Source organism: Virgibacillus sp. AGTR (genome assembly GCF_016919725.2).
GTDB lineage: Bacteria > Bacillota > Bacilli > Bacillales > Amphibacillaceae > Virgibacillus > Virgibacillus salarius.
The window spans coordinates 40,938-60,478 of sequence record NZ_JAJERH010000005.1 but is presented as its reverse complement, the minus strand read 5'-3'; the positions used below and the strand labels follow the sequence as shown (position 1 = coordinate 60,478).

24 protein-coding genes are annotated in these 19,541 nt (G+C 35.8%); 22 read left to right on the top strand and 2 right to left on the bottom strand.

What is annotated here, in order from left to right:
* From JUJ52_RS03785 to JUJ52_RS03690, 21 genes are all read left to right on the top strand, one after another.
* Positions 1-780 (top strand): head maturation protease, ClpP-related, encoded by a 780-nt coding sequence (locus JUJ52_RS03785; protein ID WP_228088837.1) that lies wholly within the window; start codon positions 1-3, stop codon positions 778-780.
* Positions 777-1,961: a phage major capsid protein gene (locus JUJ52_RS03780; RefSeq protein ID WP_228088804.1), complete on the top strand. Its 1,185-nt coding sequence runs from the start codon at positions 777-779 to the stop codon at positions 1,959-1,961. Before JUJ52_RS03785 ends, JUJ52_RS03780 begins: the two co-directional genes overlap by 4 nt.
* A 101-nt stretch (positions 1,962-2,062) precedes the next feature.
* On the top strand, positions 2,063-2,755 hold the full coding sequence (locus JUJ52_RS03775; RefSeq protein ID WP_228088803.1) for an Ig-like domain-containing protein: 693 nt from the start codon (positions 2,063-2,065) through the stop codon (positions 2,753-2,755).
* Positions 2,755-3,051 (top strand): head-tail connector protein, encoded by a 297-nt coding sequence (locus JUJ52_RS03770; RefSeq protein ID WP_228088802.1) that lies wholly within the window; start codon positions 2,755-2,757, stop codon positions 3,049-3,051. The genes JUJ52_RS03775 and JUJ52_RS03770 overlap by 1 nt, the downstream gene beginning before the upstream one ends.
* Positions 3,029-3,361, top strand: coding sequence for a phage head closure protein (locus tag JUJ52_RS03765; protein WP_228088801.1), 333 nt, complete (start codon positions 3,029-3,031; stop codon positions 3,359-3,361). Before JUJ52_RS03770 ends, JUJ52_RS03765 begins: the two co-directional genes overlap by 23 nt.
* Entirely contained in the window at positions 3,354-3,737 is a 384-nt protein-coding gene (locus tag JUJ52_RS03760) for an HK97-gp10 family putative phage morphogenesis protein (protein ID WP_228088800.1), read from the top strand. The genes JUJ52_RS03765 and JUJ52_RS03760 overlap by 8 nt, the downstream gene beginning before the upstream one ends.
* Complete coding sequence (locus JUJ52_RS03755; RefSeq protein ID WP_228088799.1) at positions 3,734-4,123, top strand: hypothetical protein; 390 nt, start codon at positions 3,734-3,736, stop codon at positions 4,121-4,123. The genes JUJ52_RS03760 and JUJ52_RS03755 overlap by 4 nt, the downstream gene beginning before the upstream one ends.
* Positions 4,124-4,169: 46 nt before the next feature.
* Positions 4,170-4,742: a major tail protein gene (locus tag JUJ52_RS03750; protein ID WP_026681334.1), complete on the top strand. Its 573-nt coding sequence runs from the start codon at positions 4,170-4,172 to the stop codon at positions 4,740-4,742.
* Positions 4,743-4,887: 145 nt separating this feature from the next.
* Entirely contained in the window at positions 4,888-5,226 is a 339-nt protein-coding gene (gene gpG, locus JUJ52_RS03745; RefSeq protein ID WP_026681333.1) for a phage tail assembly chaperone G, read from the top strand.
* Complete coding sequence (locus tag JUJ52_RS03740) at positions 5,223-5,387, top strand: hypothetical protein (RefSeq protein ID WP_228088798.1); 165 nt, start codon at positions 5,223-5,225, stop codon at positions 5,385-5,387. The genes gpG and JUJ52_RS03740 overlap by 4 nt, the downstream gene beginning before the upstream one ends.
* Positions 5,388-5,415: 28 nt before the next feature.
* Entirely contained in the window at positions 5,416-9,162 is a 3,747-nt protein-coding gene (locus tag JUJ52_RS03735; protein ID WP_228088797.1) for a phage tail tape measure protein, read from the top strand.
* A 14-nt stretch (positions 9,163-9,176) separates the two neighbouring features.
* Complete coding sequence (locus JUJ52_RS03730) at positions 9,177-10,589, top strand: distal tail protein Dit (protein ID WP_228088836.1); 1,413 nt, start codon at positions 9,177-9,179, stop codon at positions 10,587-10,589.
* 11 nt (positions 10,590-10,600) lie between these two features.
* Complete coding sequence (locus JUJ52_RS03725) at positions 10,601-13,207, top strand: phage tail spike protein (protein ID WP_205388666.1); 2,607 nt, start codon at positions 10,601-10,603, stop codon at positions 13,205-13,207.
* A complete protein-coding gene (locus tag JUJ52_RS03720) occupies positions 13,201-13,497 on the top strand; it encodes a hypothetical protein (RefSeq protein WP_121605385.1) in 297 nt (98 codons plus the stop codon). The genes JUJ52_RS03725 and JUJ52_RS03720 overlap by 7 nt, the downstream gene beginning before the upstream one ends.
* Positions 13,498-13,629, top strand: coding sequence for a hypothetical protein (locus tag JUJ52_RS23305; RefSeq protein ID WP_255637429.1), 132 nt, complete (start codon positions 13,498-13,500; stop codon positions 13,627-13,629). It begins immediately after the preceding gene.
* A gap of 71 nt (positions 13,630-13,700) precedes the next feature.
* Positions 13,701-14,348: a hypothetical protein gene (locus tag JUJ52_RS03715; protein ID WP_228088796.1), complete on the top strand. Its 648-nt coding sequence runs from the start codon at positions 13,701-13,703 to the stop codon at positions 14,346-14,348.
* A 56-nt stretch (positions 14,349-14,404) separates the two neighbouring features.
* On the top strand, positions 14,405-14,659 hold the full coding sequence (locus JUJ52_RS03710; RefSeq protein ID WP_205388899.1) for a hypothetical protein: 255 nt from the start codon (positions 14,405-14,407) through the stop codon (positions 14,657-14,659).
* 12 nt (positions 14,660-14,671) lie between these two features.
* Positions 14,672-14,899 (top strand): phage holin, encoded by a 228-nt coding sequence (locus tag JUJ52_RS03705; RefSeq protein ID WP_228088795.1) that lies wholly within the window; start codon positions 14,672-14,674, stop codon positions 14,897-14,899.
* A gap of 1 nt (position 14,900) precedes the next feature.
* Entirely contained in the window at positions 14,901-15,932 is a 1,032-nt protein-coding gene (locus JUJ52_RS03700) for a M15 family metallopeptidase (RefSeq protein ID WP_228088794.1), read from the top strand.
* Positions 15,933-16,241: 309 nt separating this feature from the next.
* Positions 16,242-17,363: a hypothetical protein gene (locus JUJ52_RS03695; RefSeq protein ID WP_228088793.1), complete on the top strand. Its 1,122-nt coding sequence runs from the start codon at positions 16,242-16,244 to the stop codon at positions 17,361-17,363.
* A 326-nt stretch (positions 17,364-17,689) separates the two neighbouring features.
* Positions 17,690-17,902 carry a hypothetical protein gene (locus tag JUJ52_RS03690; protein WP_205388663.1) on the top strand — a complete coding sequence of 71 codons (213 nt, stop codon included), beginning with the start codon at positions 17,690-17,692 and terminating at the stop codon, positions 17,900-17,902.
* A 71-nt stretch (positions 17,903-17,973) separates the two neighbouring features.
* On the opposite strand, the gene JUJ52_RS03685 is transcribed toward JUJ52_RS03690, so the two are convergent.
* On the bottom strand, positions 17,974-18,360 hold the full coding sequence (locus JUJ52_RS03685) for a hypothetical protein (protein WP_228088792.1): 387 nt from the start codon (positions 18,358-18,360) through the stop codon (positions 17,974-17,976).
* A gap of 111 nt (positions 18,361-18,471) precedes the next feature.
* Here JUJ52_RS03685 and JUJ52_RS03680 point away from each other — a divergent pair, with 111 nt between their 5' ends.
* A complete protein-coding gene (locus JUJ52_RS03680; RefSeq protein ID WP_228088791.1) occupies positions 18,472-19,128 on the top strand; it encodes a hypothetical protein in 657 nt (218 codons plus the stop codon).
* 15 nt (positions 19,129-19,143) lie between these two features.
* On the opposite strand, the gene JUJ52_RS03675 is transcribed toward JUJ52_RS03680, so the two are convergent.
* Complete coding sequence (locus tag JUJ52_RS03675; protein ID WP_205388774.1) at positions 19,144-19,536, bottom strand: YhjD family protein; 393 nt, start codon at positions 19,534-19,536, stop codon at positions 19,144-19,146.
* Positions 19,537-19,541: the final 5 nt, after the last annotated feature.

Genomic DNA, 19,541 nt, shown 5'->3' with positions numbered 1-19,541 from the left:
ATGGACCGAAAGAAAGCAAATAAACAAGATAAGAAATTTTGGGAAATGAAGATGTCTGCTGACAATAATAAATCAGCGGATATTTTTATTTATGGCGAAATCACCAAGTATGCTTGGGATGAACTAGGAGAACATTCTGCTACTACATTCAAACAAGAACTTGATGATCTAGGAGATGTAGAAACAATTAACTTATATGTAAATTCGCCCGGGGGTTCTGTTTTTGAAGGTGTAACTATTCATAATATGCTTAAACGTCATGATGCCAAAGTCATAGCCCATGTGGATGCTTTAGCAGCATCTATTGCTAGTGTGATTATCATGGCAGCTGATGAAATTAGAATGCCTTCTAACAGTATGTTAATGATCCACAATCCGTGGACATTTGCAATTGGGAACTCTGCGGAATTAAGAAAACAGGCAGACGACCTTGACCGTATTGGAAAATCAAGTATGCAGTCTTACTTAGACAAAGCTGGAGAAAAGCTATCTGAAGAAAAGCTACAGGAATTGTTAGATGCTGAATCATGGCTTTCAGCTGAAAAAGCTTTTGAGTATGGCCTTTGTGATGTAGTAGAAGAAGCAAATGATATGGCCGCATCTATTAGTAAAGAGTTTCTGCAAAGGTATAAAAACGTACCAAAACAGTTGCAATTAGTAGTGGATGACTCTAAAAATAAAATTTCTCAAAAGGAAATGAAATTAAGGCAGAAAATTGCTGATGAAGCTAAAGCGCAATCTGAAATAACAAAATCAATTTTAGGAGGAATTTATTCATGAACAAAAAATATTTGAAAATGAACCTACAAACTTTTAGTGACAAGACGCTTTATGAAATGAAACAAAATATGGCTACGATTGGCCAACAATTACAAAAGGTTGAAAGTGAACTAGCGCAAAAAGCGGTGGATCCATCTGCATCAATGGAAGATATTCAGAAAATGCAAAAGTCAAAAGAAGATTTGAAAGCTCGTTTTGATGTGATTAAAGAGCAACATGATCAACTGGAAGCTGAACAAAAGGCAAAGTTCGCTGCTAAAGACAGCATTAAAAACATTAACAATCCAGCTGAACAAAAAACAAAAGCAAAAGCAAGCCTCATTCGTGCAACAATGAGAAGCGAGCCTCTCTCAGAAGATGTATATCAAGTATTAGGTGATGATACTACGACAAAAGGGGATAAATTCTTACCTAAAACAGTATCTAACGATATTATCGCTGAACCGTATACTAAAAATCAGTTGAGAGATATTTCAACATTTACGCAGATCACCAATTTAGAAATCCCTAAGATTAATTTTACTCTCGATGATGATGATTTTATTGCAGACAAAGAAACTGCAAAAGAATTAGAAGCAACTGGTGACGTTGTTGCGTTTACTCGTAATAAATTTAAAGTATTTTCCGGTATATCTGAAACTGTTTTGCTAGGAACGGATGCAAATGTAGTTAATCACGTTGAACGATCTCTACAATCTGGTGTAGCAGCAAAAGAGAAGAAAGTGGCATTTGCAACTTCACCTAAATCTGGAGAAGAGCATATGTCTTTCTATTCTACTCAAAATGGAATTAAGAAAGTCAATGGTGCAAACCTGTATAAAGCTATTAAATCAGCCATTGCTGATTTGCATGAAGATTATCGGGAAAATGCTACTATCGTTATGCGTTATCAGGATTATTCCGATATCATCGAAACACTTGCAAACGGTAATGCAACACTTTATTCAGCTCAGCCAGAACAAATTCTTGGAAAGCCTGTTGTATTCGTAGATGCAGCAACCGATCCTATCGTGGGTGACTACAGTTACTCTCACTACAATTATGATATTGCAACTACTCAATTTGAACGTGATAAAGATGTAAAAACAGGTATTGAACAGTTTGTTGTTACTGCATGGTTTGATCACCGTATCAAACTAGCTTCTGCATTCCGTATCGCAAAAGTAACAGAAACTCCCTAAACAGCCCGTAAATCTAACGGCTAGTTCAAAAACTGATACAAGCATTACCCTATCTTGGAGCTAGCCGTAGATAGGGCTTTATTATTGAGAGGAGGTATATGATGGCAACAACTTACAAAGTTTACCGTGATGGTAACGAAATTGCTAATGAATTAACTGAAAAGAGTTTTACAGATTCTGAATTAACACCAAATACAACTTATGAGTACCAAGTAAGTGCTGTAAATGCGAATGGTGAAAGCGAATTGTCTGCTCCTATCACTGTAACAACAGATTATAGCGATCCTACGGCTGTAGATGTGTCACCAAAAACTAATAACCTAGTAGTAAGTGGTACTCGAAGTTTAACAGCAACGGTTTCACCAGATACAGCTAATCCATCTGTCAATTGGTCTAGTTCGGATGAAGCTATTGCAACGGTTAGTTCTACAGGGGAAGTAACAGCTGTTAGTACTGGCACTGCTACAATTACAGCAACCTCAACAGATGATAATACCGTTAAAGGTACAGCTACTGTTAACGTAACACAACCAGTTACAGGTGTTAGTGTAGATCCTTCAACAGCTGAACTAGAGGTAGGAGCAACTCAACAACTAACTGAGACTGTCTCACCTTCTAATGCTACAAACAAAGGCGTAACATGGTCGTCTAGCGATGAGGCGATTGCCACTGTAGATAGTACTGGATTAGTTACTGCTGTAGCGGAAGGCAGTGCAACGATTACCGTAACAACAGATGACGGTGGAAAAACAGCGACAAGTGAAATTACGGTTATTGCAGCGAGCGGGGCATAATGAACACGGATTTACTTGAGTTAGCAAAAGAATATTTACGAATCGATGGAGATCAGGACAACAAATTGCTTGATCTCCTTATTAATTCCGCTAAAAATTATATGTCTAATGCTGGTGTTAAAGAAAAGGAAGATGAACTGTACCAGTTAGCAATCATGATGCTGGTTACTCATTGGTATGAGAATAGACAGCAAAATGAATTTGGGAAGATATCTAGTGCCATTGAAATGGGATTGCAAACAATCATCCTTCAGTTGAAAGCAGGTGACTTAGTTGACCAATCCAGCGAGGTATAGGTGTCGTATTACTTTTCAAAGAAAAGAAAACGTACAAGATGAAGAAGGCAATTGGGTTCCAGGATGGGTCGATACGGACATTACTGTTTGGGCTGCTATCAAGGACTTACGCGGTAAAGAAATGATTGAAGCTGGTGCAAACTCCGTAAAAATTACAACGCGTATTTATATTCGCTATCGTGAAGGCTTAAGTGAGGATATGCGAATTAAGTACGGAGCAAGAATATTTGATATCACATTTTTAAATAATCTGGAACAAAGAAATATTGAATATGAGATATTAGCAAATGAGGTGAAGCCAAATGGCTAACTTTGAAGTTTCTGGTCTAGATGATGCTATAGTTTCTTTTGATCAGCTCGGTGAAAATGCTGAGAAAGTAGAAAATAAGGCGTTAAAAGCAGGCGGTGAAGTCATAAAAAAGCACCAGATTAGTAATGTAAATCGGAGTAAAAAATCACATCCTCATATGGAGGATAACATTACTGTTGGTAGACCAAACGAAACAGATGAGGGAAAGTTCATTAATGTAGGACCTAACAACAAAGTTAAGCACCGGGCTATCTGGTTAGAATATGGTACATCTAAAATGCCAGCCTATCCATTTATCGATAAAAGTTGTGAACAGGGAGAAAACGAAGCACTTTCAGCGATGGAAAAGGTGTTTTTAGGAGCAATAGAAGAATGACTGTGGAAGCTTTTGATTCTAAGAAAGAATTACTCACTGCATTTAAATCTAGCCAATTCTTAATCGATGAAGTGGTAGGAGGATTTCATAACCTCATAGCTAAACACCCTAACAATGAACCAATACCATTTCCTAGAATTGTCTATCAAGAAATTAGAAATGATGATGATGATTTTGCTGATAATAAACCTCATTCAGCGAATGTTAGTTTCCAAGTAAGTGTATATTGCGACGCTTTGACAGTATCAAAACAGACACCGATTGCTAAAGAAGTAGATAAAGTAATGAAATCGATTGGATATAGCCGTTATGACTCGCAAGACCTCTATGAAGAGGATACAGACATTCATCATAAACCGATGAGATATAGCAAAAAAGTATTTTAACACCTAAAAAGGTGTTTTTTAATAAGAAAAACTAGGAGGTAGTAACATGGGAAAAGTATTACATGGCTTGGATATGTTTCATTTAGCCTTACTTACGAAAGATGATAAAAGCGGAGCAACATATGAACCTCCTGAAGCAGTGTTAGGTGCTGTTAACGTATCAGTTACACCAAATACAGAATCTAATACATTCTATGCTGATAATGGGGCTTATGAAATTTTTAATAGCTTAGGAGATATTGATGTAAGTATGGAAGCTGCAGATCTCCCTTTAGAACTTCAAAAGAAAATATATGGCCATCAAGAAGAAGGCGGAGTCCAATTCGCTAGTATTGAAGATATAACAGCTGAGCTAGCACTTGCTTTTCGTGCAAAAGTATCAACCGGAGGATATCGTTATTATTGGTTCTTAAAAGGAAAAGCTCAACTATTACCAAATGAATATCAAACTGATGAGGGAAATGTTACGCCACAAACCGCAAAGTTAACACTAAAATTTATGCCATTACAATTTAACAAACGTTGGAAGGCACAAGCTGAAGATACAGCAGATACGAATTTCAAGGATACTTGGTTTAAACAAGTAATATATAACGGTGATGTTCTAACAACTCCCTAATGTACCCCAAAACATAAGAGCAACTAATACTACGTCTACTTCTGTGAATATAGCGTGGGATTAGTTTCTTTTATTTGGGGGTTCAAAATATACGAGAGGGTTAATCCCTCTCCTTTTTATTTTAAATAAATTGGAGGACTAAAATATGGATAATTTATCAATTACATTAAAGCTGGATGGGAAACAGAAAAAGTTTGTTACACCTAACTCTATCCCAGGCGTTTTATTCCGAAAAGCAGCTGAGTGCGCAGAAATGATAGAGCAAGGCGATATTACAAATCAGGATTTGGATGCATTAATCGCTTTTGCATGTGAAGTTTTTGATCATAAATTCACCATTGAGGAATTCGAGGAAGGTCTCGATGCTCGAGTAATTATTAAAACCATTTATGCAGTTGTTAATTATGTAATGGGAAATGTTGCAGCTGCAAGTGAATTACTTGGTGGCGAAGTAAAAGAAGAGGATAAGGGAAAGTCCGATTGAGTGAAGCTGTACAGGATATGTACAATGCGTTAATTGATGTGGGTTTCACTCAGAATCAAATAGACGAAATGGACATTGTCTATCACTTAAAACTTCTCGCTCAACGTAAAAAAGAAAAAGACAAAGATGAAGTTGTATACATCGATCAAGTACTTGGCTAACTAAGTGGTCTGGAAAGGTGGGTGAATAATGGCTAAAGACATAAAAGTAAGATTATATTCCAATTCCAAGCAATTTAATAGTGAAATGTCATCGATATCTAGGCAGATGAAAATCGCTAAATCGGAATTTGAAGCAAGTAAAACGAGTGTTGATAATTGGGGAAATCAATTAAAGCAGTCTGAAGCAAAACTTCAATATTTAAACAAAAACCTTTCTTTGCAGAAACAACGAGTTAATGAGTTGCGGAAGGCTTACAATGACTCAGCTAAAAATAAAAGTAAAGATGCCAAAGAAACGCAAAATTTAGCCGTTCGTTTAAATAATGCGAATGCAGCAATGAATAAAACCAAAAACCAGATTAATCAAACCACTGCCAAAATAAAGCAAATGGAAGCAGCAACAAAACGATCCGGAATGAGCATGAAGCAATTTGGAGATCGAATGAACCGTGCTGGAAATAAAATGCGTGGTATGGGAATGTCTATTGGGATAGTTTCGGGATCTGCTTTTTTTGGTTTAACTAGATCGCTCAAAGGTGCTTATGATGCAACCGCAGAATTTGAACAAGGTTTATCTGGTGTACAGGCAGTAAGTGGTGCTACAGCTGAAGATATGAAGCTACTAGATAAGCAAGCAAGAGACCTCGGGAAATCTACTAGATATAGTGCTACCCAAGCTACTGAAGGGATGCAAAAACTAGCTCTAGCTGGATGGAATACACAAGAAATTATGGCAGGTATGCCAGGTATGTTGGACCTTGCTGCATCTGGTAATCTCGATCTTGCGCGTGCTGCAGACATAACCAGTGACACGATGCAGGCATTTGGATTAGAAGCTAAAAACGCAGGACATGCTGCGGATGTATTTGCTCATGCACAGGCTAATGCCAATACAAATGTGGAGCAAATGGGCGAATATATGGAATATGTGGCTCCTGTAGCGAACAGTTTAGGGTGGAATTTGGAAGAATCCGCAGCTGCAGCGATGAAATTAGCCGATGCTGGATTAAAGGGTGGAAAGGCTGGACAAGCGTTTTCTACTTCACTTGCAAGATTAGCCAAACCTACTTCTGCCATGAAAAAAGAAATGAAAAAGCTAAACATGGAATTTTTTGATGCAGAAGGTAGCATGAAACCTTTACCTGATGTTATGAAAGAGATTGAAAAAGGTACAAAGGGTATGACAAAAGAGCAAAAATCCGCCACTTTAACCACTTTATTTGGTGCACAAGCTTATAAAAACTGGTCTATTTTATTAGATGCAGGTTCAGAAAGCTTGGAAACAACAACAAAAGAGCTGAAAAATGCTGACGGTGCTGCGGCTGAAATGGCTAAAACAATGCAAGATAATGCTAGAGGGAAAGTTATTGAATTTCAATCCGCTGTTGAAGGCCTACAAATTAGTTTAACTCGTCATTTAATGCCAGCATTTACTGATATTGTGGAAAAAGGTACAGACTTAATACGTGGTTTTACTGATATGGATGAAAGCACTCAAAAGACGATAGCTGCCACAGCTGCATTATCTGTAGCAGTTTTAGGTGTAACTACTGTTGTAGCTGGACTTACTGCAGCAGTTGGAGCTTTTCTATCCTTTGCTGGACCTGTTGGACTTGCGATAACTGCTGGTACTGCTCTTTTAGGTGGATTAGGAGTTGCCTTGTTTGCAGCTAAAGAACATACAAAAAATCTTAAAGAAGAGCAGGAAAAGGCACAAACGGAAGCTTTGAGGTATGGTGATAACTTAAGCGAAGGCACATTAAAAGGTGTTAAAGGTTATACAGATCTTTACGAAGGCGCAAAAATAAAAATGCTTGAGTTACGAAACATGTCAGGAGAAGAAGCGGAAAAAACATCCGCAGAAGTAGTTAAGGCTTTTTCTGAAATGGCTGATCAAGTAATCACTGAATTAGAGACACAAAAAAGTAAGTTATCAAATGCAATTAATGAAGTGTACGCTATCGCTGGTGATGCTGGTAAGGATTCTGCAAAAGAATTAACAAATGAAGTTCTTAAAAAATTTGATAAAGATATTGCTGAATATAAAAATGCATTAGATACCGTTAAAGAAGCGCATGACAAATATAATAAAGATATATCCAAAATGCCTGCGGAGTTTGCAGATAAGTATTTAGCTGCAATTGATGTATTAGAAGGCGGCGCAGCTGAATTTGCTAAAAGCCAAGATGAGTTGTTAGCAATACAAAAAAATATATCGGAAAAGCAAGGGAAAATACTTGATGATGATGCTCAGAAGTACATCCAAAAAACAAATGAATCATACAAGAAATCTGTAAAATCGGCTAATAAATGGTATTCAGAAAAACAAAAGATTTTCGAACAAGCCTTAACGCAGGGGAAAATCACTCAAGAAGATTATGATCATCTAATGCTTGGTGTTGAATCAAGAACAAATGAAATGATGGCTATAGCAGCAAAAGAATACGAAAACTCCAAACAAGCAATAGCAAAACATTTAGATGAACGCGGAAAATTAATTGATATAGCAACTGGTAAAGAGTTTAAACGTAAAAAAGAATACATCGCTACAGCAACAGGCTATATGCATGAGATGGATGAGAATCAAAATGATTACCTTGAACGATGGAAAGACCATACAGCAGAAGTACTAAAAACAACTGGTGATTTTTCCGAAAAAGCACAAGAAGAGTATGCAAAAGATTTACAGGCATTTCTTGAGTCAAGTGGAAAAACAAAAGAAGAAGCAGCAAAACAAGCTAGAGAAACAGTAAACGACGTTCTCACAGAGTTAAATAAGGACAACGACAAAGCCAAGAACGCAGGTAAAAATAAAGGCTTGTTCCATAATGAAGGATTAGGAAGCACAAAGAGCTTAAATGAAATAACTGCTAAAGATATTACAACTTCCTTGATAAATCAAATAAAGCAAGGTAATCCAGAATCAAAACAAGCTGGTAAAAACAAAGGAACTTCCCATAAAGAAGGATTAGAAAGTACGAAGAAAGGGAACCGATCTGCTGGTTTTTCTTTGAGTTCTATTGTTTCCTCTGTACTAGGTAAAACAGATGATGGTGGTGGAGGCAGTAGAGCTGGATCACTTTTTAGACAAGGATTGCTTAATTGGAAAAATAATACCTTTAATGCTGGTAATAAGGTTGCCGGTAGAGGTCTTGCGGGTCTGAAAAGTGTAAGCACAAGTGGTGCGGGTAGCGATTTTGTTAGTGGATTTAGAGGTTCTATTAATAACGGCGGTGACTCTGTTTGGTCTGCGGCTTGGTCTTTAGGTAAATCTGCACTTGGAGCATTGAAAAGGTCAATTAATTCACGTTCACCTTCTAAGGAAACAGCTAAAGAAGGTATTAACTTCATTGATGGTTTTGCTTTATCCATGGATAGAAATAAGAAAAAAGCTGTTAAGAGCGCAAAAGCGGTGGGGAAAGAATCACTAACCGCATTCAAAAAGAGCATGGATAAAAGTAATTTAGATGATACTGCACTGCTGATTGATGCCGCAGCAGGAGAAATTCGTGCACGCAGGGATGAATTAGTGGTTAGGCATGAAGTAGTTAACACTGGTTTTAAAGAAATTGACAATTTAAAAGATGAAGTAAAGGTACTATCGGAGTATCTTAGACAATTGTTACAAGTGCAATCTAGACAACTAGCAGTAACTAGCCAACAACCGGTTATTTTAAATATAAATGATCGAGAGATTGCTAGAGCTGTTCGTGATCCAATAAATGAGATGAATGAACGACAACAACGAATAAATCGTGATTTTGAGGGGAGGTAATATAGTTGCCAAGTATGAGTTTTAGGGGGATAACCAAAGACTATGTAAAGGTGCTTAGAGGCAGAAAACGTCCCCCATGGGCTCCTATAGAAAGGAGTATTTTAGAGATACCTGGTTTAGCTGGGGGGTATCTATCTAATTCTAAAGTAAAACCTAGGGTTATATCTGTACCTGTACTTTTAAAAAAGAAAAACTTCCCTGATCTACAAAAGCTAAAAGAAGATCTGGCAGATTGGTTAATAACCGACAAAGAAGAGCCCTTAATATTTGATGATGAAGAAGATAGAACCTATTACGCTGTAGTGAATGATGAGTTAGACCTTGATGAAATGGTACGTTACGGTCATGGAACCATAGAATTTATTTGCCCAGACCCTTATAAATACGGCGAGGAACAATCACTCGAATTCACTTCTGATGTATTTACTATAGAAAACGAAGGAACCATCGAAGCTCAACCAATATTTGAATTAGACGTTTTGGCTCCTGTAACTTTTGCAATGGTTCAAAATGATAATGAGGATTATCAAATGATAGGCATTCCTGTAGAAGTTGATACTGAAGTTGTAGATAAAACAACTCAAATAATTTATGAATATGGTCAAACTCTCAATGAGTGGTACACGCCATCAGGGAATTGGTCAGGGAATTTCGCTTCAACTGGAACGGCTATTGTTGTAGATAATTGGGGGGCTGGTGAAGAATGGCATGGTCCAGCTTTAATGAAAGAAATAGATCCGTTAGATGACTACGAGATTGAATTATATGTATATACAAGAACAGAGAGAGAGGATCAAACTTTTAGAGTCAGCACCAACTATTACGATGAAAATATGAATCAACTAGGTATGCTAAGGTTGTGGGATAAAACAACGAATCAAGTTAGAAAAGTTGTTGAAGCAAGAGTTGGACCTTATGTTGGAGATGATATCAATTATTTAATATCTCATCGAAACTATAATATACAAGGACAACGAGTGTGGGGCGGTATTGTAAGATTACGTAAAGAAGGAAATAAACTCACTTTTTATGCAGCTAGAGTTACGCAAGGCGGTAGACATGTGTCATCTGTTAAACAAGTGTATATGGATGTAAACAAGGAATATGCAGGTAGGTTGAAGTATATACGCTTCGATATAGCAAATTATGGTGATACAAGAACTCCAAATGAGGTTAGAATCGAACATTTGAAAGTAAGAAAAATATCAAAAATAAAGGTTGATCAAACACCTTATATCGCCTATCCGGGTGATACTATAACCTTTGATCACTATAATAAGGAATTACTTATAAACGGTGAAGATGTAAAGGAGCTCAAAGACTTTGGAGGTTCTTTTTTTGATTTAGACAAAGGACCTAATCAATTGGTTGTACAGCCGTCTGATAGTTTTAATACACGTATAAAATATCGTGATAGATTTAGGTAAGAGGTGATGAAGTGATACATGTTATTGATTCGCAATCAGATGAGATAGTTGCAATCATCCCAACGGATGAGTTTTGGGATGACGATTATACACGATCATTAGAAACAATGGTAGAAACATTTGAATATACGACATTCGCCAACAAACCGTACTCGGAATACTTGACTGGAAGAAATAAAATAATTATTACGGATGAAGATAGTGGATTTCGTGAGATGATCATTTGGCAGGCTGAGAAACTACATGCAGAAAGTAAAGAAATGCTTGTGTTCACAAAGGCCAGTTATAATACGCTTAATACAGCGCAGGTAATCAAGCCAAAAACATTAGAAAGCCAAAAAGCAAGTGCGGCTGCAGGAATTGCATTAAACAATACAGAGTGGCGTGTCGGCGTTGTAGAAAGCGAAGCTACAAGAACAATTCATATAGAAAAGCATACAAATCCTTATGCGCTATTGAAACGGATTGCAACTGAATATAGTCTTGAATTGAATTTTCGCATAGAAATAAGTGGAAATAAAATAACAGGTAGATATGTTGATTTAGTTGAACAAATTGGACAGTGGAGAGGAAGAGAGATTGAGTTCGGAAAGGACTTACTAAGTATAAGGCGAAGGGAAGCTACGGACAACATTTACACTGCTCTAGTTGGGCTTGGACCTGAAAAAGAAGATGGTACTCGATTAGAAGTTTTTGTTGAAGATAAGGAAGCCTTACAACGATGGGGAAGACCTGACCCAGTAACAGGAAATTTACAACATATAATTGGCACATATGAACCGCAGTCGACAGATCAAAATATGAATCAAAGTAGATTACACGAATTGACGGAAAATGAGTTGGAAAAGCGTGTTAAAGAGGTTATTGAATATGAAGTAGGATTAGCTGACTTAGAGCACGTACCAGGTATGGAAAACGAAAAAATACGTTTTGGAGATACCTTAAAGATTAAAGATACAAAATTTAATCCTCCTCTCTATGTCGAAGCGAGAGTTTTTGAAGTATCTGGAAGTATAAAAAGACGTGGAAAAAAGAAAGTTAAATTAGGCGATTTTATTGAATATACCGAAGAAGAGGTACTCGATATATGGCGTTCCTTACAAGATGAAATTAACCGAAAAATTGGTTTAGAAACGATGATGAAATACGCAGAACCAAAGAAAGTAATGTCAGATACACCACCTGAACAAAACGAAAACGTCATTTGGGTAGACACATCTCTAGAACCATATGTACCCAAAGTACACAATTTCGGCGAATGGCAAAAGATGACACCTACAGAATCATATGAAGTGGGAGCATATAACAAAAGTGAAGTAGATGATATATCTAAAGATGCCTCAAGGCTAACAGAGGGAATCATTGATGTTGACTCTGTACCATTACGGACATCTGTGACTGGTGCAAGAATAGCGTGGGATGGTGTAAATGGATTAATCCAGTATGACATGGAAGGAAATGTTGTTGGTAGGATGAGTTTGGATGGAACCTCCTATTTTAAAAATGGCTATTTTGAGGGGGAAATACAGGCACAAACAGGTCATTTTAGTGGTGATGTTAGTGGTGCAAGTGGAACGTTCGGAAATGTAACGGTCAAAAATGGAGATTTCACACTAGAAGATGATGTAACAAGTACGCCATACAGTGCTACACCAAAGCGAAACCTCATTAAAGATCATTCATTTGAATTAATCAGACAAGACCCTGATTCATTAAATTCTGACAGCCTAAAATATAACTGGTTAGAAATATTACCAAACAAATTTCCTTTAGAAGATTCACATTGGGAAAGAAGGGGATCGCCAAAAGTAGCTATTCAATTTGCGCCGGATTCCAAAGAAGCACTAGCGATGTTTGGAGAAAAAGCGATAATCGTTCGTAATGCTAACTATGTTAGGCAGTACGTATACGAGGGAGTTGGCGCGGGGTCTATTTATACAGTTAGCGCATTTTTTAAACGCCAATGGCAAGTTGTTGGTGGAGGAATTCCAAGAATAGAAATTTGGCATGTCAATGCAGCAGGAAACCGAGTATCTAAGATAGTTAATTCAACTTTTGATTCAGTAAATAATGATTATTCTATTTCTCGTCATGCGACTACATTCTCTGTACCATCATCTTTTGTGTCTGGTGATTCATTAGAGGTGATTATTAGTGGCGGTAATGACAAATGGGTTCAATGCGATGGTGTTCAAATGGTGGAAGGATCTATTTCATCAGTTTATCAACCAGAGGACAGTATTTGGGAAATTGCTAAAGGTAATTATCGGCCAGTGCAAAAAATGGATTATCTGTGGAATGGTTACGTTTATCCATTAGATAATCAAACTATCTATCCTCAAAAAACATTGGATCAATGTGTAAATGGTTGGGTATTAGAGTGGTCAAGGTACTATCCAGGGGAAGGCTTAAGGGATATACAATTTCATCACACATATATCCCTAAACAGATGGGTTTATTACATGCTGGTGAATCTTATTCTATTTTGGTTCCGCAATCAGCAGCAACAACCATACACAAGTATCTGTATATTTACAATAACCGAATTAAAGGACATGCTGATAATGACGCAGGTAGTTCAGAACGAGCTGCATTAAGGGCGGTGTACGAATGGTAAAGATACATTTTAATATTGATGAGAATAATCGAATAAGGGATGGATGGTCGTCCACATCAACCAGAAATCAAAATGAGATTGTCTTACATGTGGCAGAAGACCACGAAGTATTGACTAATGCAGAAGTATTTAAATATGAAAATGGAGAGCTAGTAAAAGATGTGGAGTACCAACAACAATTACTTAAACAACAACAGGAAATAGATAATAAACCTTCTCCTGATAAAGTTAATGCAATAGCTACACTAGAATTAGCTGAGACTGTAGCAGAAATGAAAGGGGGGAATTAAATGTTGGCTATATTGTTTACTACTCAAATTATTGAAGGTAACTGGACATATGCACGAGTGCCAAGTCTTTGGAAAGAAGATGTAAGAGTTTTGTTAATCGCAGAAGGTAGAGAGGATTTAATAAACGCTTAGTAGGCGTTATTTTTTATGCAGGAAAAATGTTCTTCTTTGTCGAAATTAGTAGATGAGGGAGGAGGTAAAAAGTGGGTTCTTTAAAAAATGATACTAATGCGATTTCTGAACTTAGAAATACTTCTATGGAAAATGTTGGCGAAGGATTTTTTTCAATGTTAGATACTGCTTTAGATTTATTGCCTTACATTGGTCAATTGAATCAAACTAGAAAAATTAACAGAGCTACAATTCATATTGAGCAGTACTCCAAAGAACTACAAAAAATTCAGCAATTAATGGGGATTACAAGATTATCTAGCGAATACTATAAAGAAAAAATTGGTCCTATTTTCATTGAAGATTTTATAAACGAACATGAAAATGCGAAAATAGTATATCTATTAAATGGTTATCAGAATGTTTTTATTGAAGAGCTACAACATGAAAGTCTTGTGTATTTATACTTCGATATACTTAGAGGACTTAGATATGGAGACATTAGAAGGTTGTTTTTTCATGCAGATCTAGACGATATCTATCCTCCAACTGGTGAATTAGACGATATACAACGGATGGCTTTTACACAAGGATTAGATTTAAAACTTGAGAATTTAGGTTTGATAAATGTACCTATAACTATGGGTAATGATGGGACTAAGAGTAGGAATCCAGAAACAAAACAGTTACTTACTGAAGTAGGAGATAATTTTATAAAATTTATAAATAAAACAAATTGAGTGGTAAAGCATCTTTTAGAGGTGCTTTTTTTATGTCTTAAAACAGGGGGTTGAGTATGAGTGAACAATGGTATACAAACAAAGACTTATTCGAACTAATTAATGGTCTACGCTCTGAAATGCAAGAAACTAGAAATGTAATCAAAAAGTACAATGGCTTGCGTGAAGAATTAGGTGTTGTGAAAGAAAAGGTAGAGCGTATTGAGGCTAAAACAGAAGGAAGAAAGTCAGTTGCAGAAGCTATCCGCCTATGGGGCGGGTGGCTTTTTGCGTTAGTAACACTAGTTGTTTTATTGATTACCAAAATTTAAGGAGGAATTAACATGAAACAAGCAATTGTAAGACTTGTCGTATTAGGGATTTTACTAGCAAATCAGGCATTAATGCTATATGGGTGGAACCCACTGCCATTTAGCGAAGAACAAATATATGAAGGAGTATCCACAGTAGCTACAATTGGCATAGCTGTATGGGCATGGTTTAAAGACAATCCAGTTACCAAAAAAGGTAAGAATAATGATAAATTCTTACGTGATAGGGGGATGAAGTAAGATGGCGGTGTCTTTAAATACATTATTAGAACGTTCTATTCGTAATATGGGTAGTGGTATGAACCAAGTTGTTAAGGAAACAGCACTAGAAGTGATTAAACGGGCGTATAAAGAAGGGATATACGTCCAATTATCTGATGGGTACCGTTCACACGAAGAACAACAAAAACTATATAATCAAGGGCGCACAACTAGCGGTAATATCGTAACAAATGCTAAACCTGGGCAATCATTGCATAATTATGGACTAGCTGTAGATTATTTCATTGTTAGCGATGATGGTCAAAAGGCTATATGGACAGTTAATGAAAAGTGGAAAAGAGTTGCAACAATCGGTAAATCATTAGGATTTGAATGGGGTGGGGATTGGTCTAGCTTTAAGGATTATCCTCATTTACAAATGACTGGTGGTCTTACTTTATCACAACTACAAGCTGGTAAACGTCCTAAACTTACAAGTAAAGTAGACGATACCATTACGGCACCAGATCAAAAAGTAGAGTCCGAAACAGTAACAAACTGGACCAAGGTTACTGGTGATTGGAAAGGACAGACGCTTAGAAATGGTCAATATGGGAAGCCTGTTAAACAATTACAAACGATGCTATCTAAAAACGCTCCTCCATTCTATCCAAACAAAGGAGCTAAAAACAACGGTATTGATGAATATTATGGAGACGACACAGAAGATGCAGTAGAACGTTATCAATCTTACTATGGGTTGAAACGAGATGGATTGGCTGGTAAAGAGGTTTATGGATCCTTAAAAGATAATAAATCAAATAGTAAGTCTAAACCTAGCCAAGCCAAGGGTACCGTTCATTTACCTGCATCTGCAAAGACCTGGAGGACATACAAGCTTAATGTTAAACCGGTAAAGAAAAATAGTGATTGGAGTCTTACCCCTGCTCGGTATGGTGGATTAACTTATAAAATATTAGATAAGCCATATCCAGATGTAGTAACAATTAAAACAGGCAGAGGTAAGCGTAATATTTATGTTGGTTCTGGTACTAGTGCTGTGATTAAGTAAACATCATGCCCTGCCTTTTGGTGGGGCTATTTTTTATTTAGTATAATATTACGTAACAGCTAGCAAAAAATATGTGAAATTGGAGTAAAAAAAATAAACACCTCTATATCCTCTTAGCATAGGTTAATCATGTTATTTCTTCCTTTTGGTTGTTATACAAATATTAACAGGCTCTGATAAATCATTTCTAAAAAGGTACAACCACCAAACCCACTTATTTCCATATAATTAAAGATGTAGCTTCAAAATAGGGTGAAAAATGTTATATTTATATTAACGAAGATTTTACAAGTTTCAGGAGGGGCTTCAATGATTGAAGAGATAGAAGAGAAGGTCAATATACTCAAGATACCAGATAATACTGGTTATTGGCTTCTACGCGCTGATGGTGGGAAATATTATGATGATTTTTTTCTGAATAATTTTGTAGCGATTTCAGATAATAAAATCACACTAGAAATGTTACAAGAATGTCAGGATAATAGTATTGCTGGGATAACTATTGACCATTATAAAGAGCTATACAGGGGAAAATATTCAAAATGGTCTAACCAGCAAATTGCTCACGCAGCTAGCAGGACAGAAAAATTTTGTGATGAAATGAAGATAGGCGATCTTTTATTAGTACCTGCCAAGAGATCAACCCATTTTTTAATAGGGATTATTGTTAGTGAAGTTTATGAAATATCTGAGGAGGAAGTGACCTCTGGGGAAAAAGTTCATTATGCAATAAACCCCTATTTGAAAAGAAGAAATGTACACTGGTTAAAAGAGGTTTCACGTGCTGAGGTTTCCGAAAAACTTTATTGGATCTTGTCTGCTCATCAAACTATTTTTGATTTGCAAAGAGAAAAGAATTACGTGAACCAACTATTATCTCCGATATTTTTTCAAAATGGAGTGTGTCATGGAACGTTAAAAATCTCAAAAAAAGAAGGAATAAATCAGGACGAGTGGTATGCTTTGTACTCAGCGATTAAAAAATATACTGATCAAAATTCAGAAGAAGTTATTATAAAATCCAATGTACAAAGCCCTGGACTTTTAGAATTTGTGTCTAACAATACCGGAACAGTGATAGCAATAACGGTGATTTTGAGCGGAACTCTTATAGGGGATGTCAATTTTATTGGGTTTAAATTTAAGGGGATTATACCTTACATTCAATCACATAAAAAACAAAATCAAGAGATGAAGAAAACGGATAAAGAAATAGAGTTAATGGAGGAAGATAAAAGAACCAAACAATTAGAAAATGATAGAACTGAATTCGAGTTAAGTAAAGAAAAAGAAATTTGGCAAATAAAAAAAGAGACCGAAGCTGAACAGTTGCGCCAACAACTTCAAATCTCTAATTTCGATGCTGGAAGAATAATCGAAGATCGAACGCAAACGGATAATTCGGAGAATCCGAATGTGGACGAACTCTAAAAATAACAAGAAATAACAATATCATAAATAAGTAAATTGTTAGATCGACAGGTAGGAAAAAGGAGAGAAATTTAACAAAAAGAAAAATTATGGAAAGCGTAAAAGAATAACCATAAACAATCTGAATGTATTTAATCATTTTCCTCCCATCCCTTCTTGATCTAATTATATAATCTCATTAATAAGCTTATTTTTCAAGAAGGTAAAATGTTACATTTTATTTATTTTATATCCCCTTTCATTATGTGAAGGGGTTCTTTTTTTACCTTGAAACAGAACAAAAGTTCTTATATAATAAGAACAAACGTTCTAAAAGTGGTCTTATTATGAAAGGGTTACTTAATCGTTCTGCAGAAAATAAACAAAAAATTATTACCTTTTATATAGATAGCAATAACAACGTTACGGAGCGTTATATACGTGTGCTTGAAGTGAATGAGAATAGTATTCTGGCTTATTGTTACTACCGTAAAAAAGTGAGAACATTTAAGTTAGATAATATCCTTTCGGCAGGATCAGTATGGAAGAGAGCTATGTAAAAATCCCCTTAAAAATTTAAGGGGGAGGTACGGTACTTGTTTAACATCGCAAAAATAAAAGTGGACAATTTCTAATTATTTTTTAGTATTTCTTTTAATTTATCTGATTGATTATTTTCCAATTTATAAAAATTTTCCTCTTTATAATCTACCATACCTGTATGGATTAAGGTGTTATTATCATTATACCAAATTGATATATTTAATTCGTTGTAGTTCTCATCGCTATTTTGAATCAATAATACTGTATCAGGATAATCTTCTGGTATATCCTTAATATTTGTTTTTTCCATTTGATCAAGTATTTTTTTTACTTTTTCAATTTCTTCTTTGTTTGTTATTTCATTATTAAATTTAACTGTACTCTCATCTATTTGTTCACCTGTCTTTAATATGGTTTCACTGGAACAACCTGTTATAATCAACAATGACATTATACTAAAAAGAATACCTTTCATTTATCCATCCCCCTTCTATTTTAAGAATTAAAATCATTATATGAAATATTTGACAATTATTCAAGTTTATTATAAAGTTATTACAAATATTTAAAAAAAGGAGGAATTTTAATGAAGTTTTTGAAAATTTTATCTTTTACGAGTTTCGTTTTGGCCACTCTCTTCATCTTTGCAACCCCATCTTTTGCTTCAACTTCAAGTAATTCTTCAGCGTCAGACATAGCTAACTCCTTAGAAAAAACAGCTAATAGTTTGAAAGATTTTCAACTAGAAAGGGAACTAGTAGAAACTAATGTGGTGGATGGTAATGTGATTTCTACATATGAGGAACTTCCAGACAAATTCACTGTACCAAGTTCAAACGTTAGTTCTAAGCAATCAGATATTGGGACCAATTGTGCATCATGTAATCGTAGGGAATATACTAAGATTTCTTCACGCGTTGTTAACTCTAATTATAATTTTGGCTGGCATCCTGACTTTTCAGGTTATAATAGAGCATCTGGATATTGGTTTAGTACTTCTAAAACATCGTTTGGTGTATCAGTAAGTTATGGTTATGTATCTGTAGCTATTAATCAAGCTGGAGGTTCAGGTTACTTTGTCAATGCAGACTATAGCCGTTGGAGCAGACCGGCAGTATATGGAGTTTATAAAGTTACTAGATATAAAGTAAGAGAGTACAATGGCGGTGGGACTTTAATCAGGACTTACTATGAAAATGTTCCTTCAGCTAATAGCACCTATGTGAAAATTAAATATAGATAAAATAATAAGCCCTCCTTAGCGGGGGCTTTCATTCTCCAATCTTCTCAACTGATCTATAAATCCGTCTTTCACCTTAAATTCTGTACTGTAAATATACCTACCCATAATATTTTTAGTCATTTCCCTTAATTCATCTGGTGTATATTCAATAATTCCAGATTGACCACGACTGAGCCACTTATAACTTGTTTTACCAATTCTTTTTACATCGACATGATACTTCGTGTACATTTTCTTTTTAGTTTCTATAAACTCATTCTTTAATTGTTCTATATTCGCATCAATCATACTGATGTAGATATTCGCCATATAAAAATCCTCAACAAGTTTCTTGTCTTGTTCATAAACTTTGATGGCCATAGGAAGGGTAATAAAATCTTGTATTAGCTGTTTTAATTCAGTATTCATCTAAT

What these genes read in the sequence shown, in the direction of transcription:
- JUJ52_RS03785 (WP_228088837.1), top strand. Translation starts at nt 1, where the DNA reads ATGGACCGAAAGAAAGCAAATAAACAAGATAAGAAATTTTGGGAAATG.
- JUJ52_RS03780 (WP_228088804.1), top strand. Translation starts at nt 777, where the DNA reads ATGAACAAAAAATATTTGAAAATGAACCTACAAACTTTTAGTGACAAG.
- JUJ52_RS03775 (WP_228088803.1), top strand. Translation starts at nt 2,063, where the DNA reads ATGGCAACAACTTACAAAGTTTACCGTGATGGTAACGAAATTGCTAAT.
- JUJ52_RS03770 (WP_228088802.1), top strand. Translation starts at nt 2,755, where the DNA reads ATGAACACGGATTTACTTGAGTTAGCAAAAGAATATTTACGAATCGAT.
- JUJ52_RS03760 (WP_228088800.1), top strand. Translation starts at nt 3,354, where the DNA reads ATGGCTAACTTTGAAGTTTCTGGTCTAGATGATGCTATAGTTTCTTTT.
- JUJ52_RS03755 (WP_228088799.1), top strand. Translation starts at nt 3,734, where the DNA reads ATGACTGTGGAAGCTTTTGATTCTAAGAAAGAATTACTCACTGCATTT.
- JUJ52_RS03750 (WP_026681334.1), top strand. Translation starts at nt 4,170, where the DNA reads ATGGGAAAAGTATTACATGGCTTGGATATGTTTCATTTAGCCTTACTT.
- gpG (WP_026681333.1), top strand. Translation starts at nt 4,888, where the DNA reads ATGGATAATTTATCAATTACATTAAAGCTGGATGGGAAACAGAAAAAG.
- JUJ52_RS03735 (WP_228088797.1), top strand. Translation starts at nt 5,416, where the DNA reads ATGGCTAAAGACATAAAAGTAAGATTATATTCCAATTCCAAGCAATTT.
- JUJ52_RS03730 (WP_228088836.1), top strand. Translation starts at nt 9,177, where the DNA reads ATGAGTTTTAGGGGGATAACCAAAGACTATGTAAAGGTGCTTAGAGGC.
- JUJ52_RS03720 (WP_121605385.1), top strand. Translation starts at nt 13,201, where the DNA reads ATGGTAAAGATACATTTTAATATTGATGAGAATAATCGAATAAGGGAT.
- JUJ52_RS23305 (WP_255637429.1), top strand. Translation starts at nt 13,498, where the DNA reads ATGTTGGCTATATTGTTTACTACTCAAATTATTGAAGGTAACTGGACA.
- JUJ52_RS03710 (WP_205388899.1), top strand. Translation starts at nt 14,405, where the DNA reads ATGAGTGAACAATGGTATACAAACAAAGACTTATTCGAACTAATTAAT.
- JUJ52_RS03705 (WP_228088795.1), top strand. Translation starts at nt 14,672, where the DNA reads ATGAAACAAGCAATTGTAAGACTTGTCGTATTAGGGATTTTACTAGCA.
- JUJ52_RS03700 (WP_228088794.1), top strand. Translation starts at nt 14,901, where the DNA reads ATGGCGGTGTCTTTAAATACATTATTAGAACGTTCTATTCGTAATATG.
- JUJ52_RS03695 (WP_228088793.1), top strand. Translation starts at nt 16,242, where the DNA reads ATGATTGAAGAGATAGAAGAGAAGGTCAATATACTCAAGATACCAGAT.
- JUJ52_RS03690 (WP_205388663.1), top strand. Translation starts at nt 17,690, where the DNA reads ATGAAAGGGTTACTTAATCGTTCTGCAGAAAATAAACAAAAAATTATT.
- JUJ52_RS03685 (WP_228088792.1), bottom strand. Translation starts at nt 18,360, where the DNA reads ATGAAAGGTATTCTTTTTAGTATAATGTCATTGTTGATTATAACAGGT.
- JUJ52_RS03680 (WP_228088791.1), top strand. Translation starts at nt 18,472, where the DNA reads ATGAAGTTTTTGAAAATTTTATCTTTTACGAGTTTCGTTTTGGCCACT.
- JUJ52_RS03675 (WP_205388774.1), bottom strand. Translation starts at nt 19,536, where the DNA reads ATGAATACTGAATTAAAACAGCTAATACAAGATTTTATTACCCTTCCT.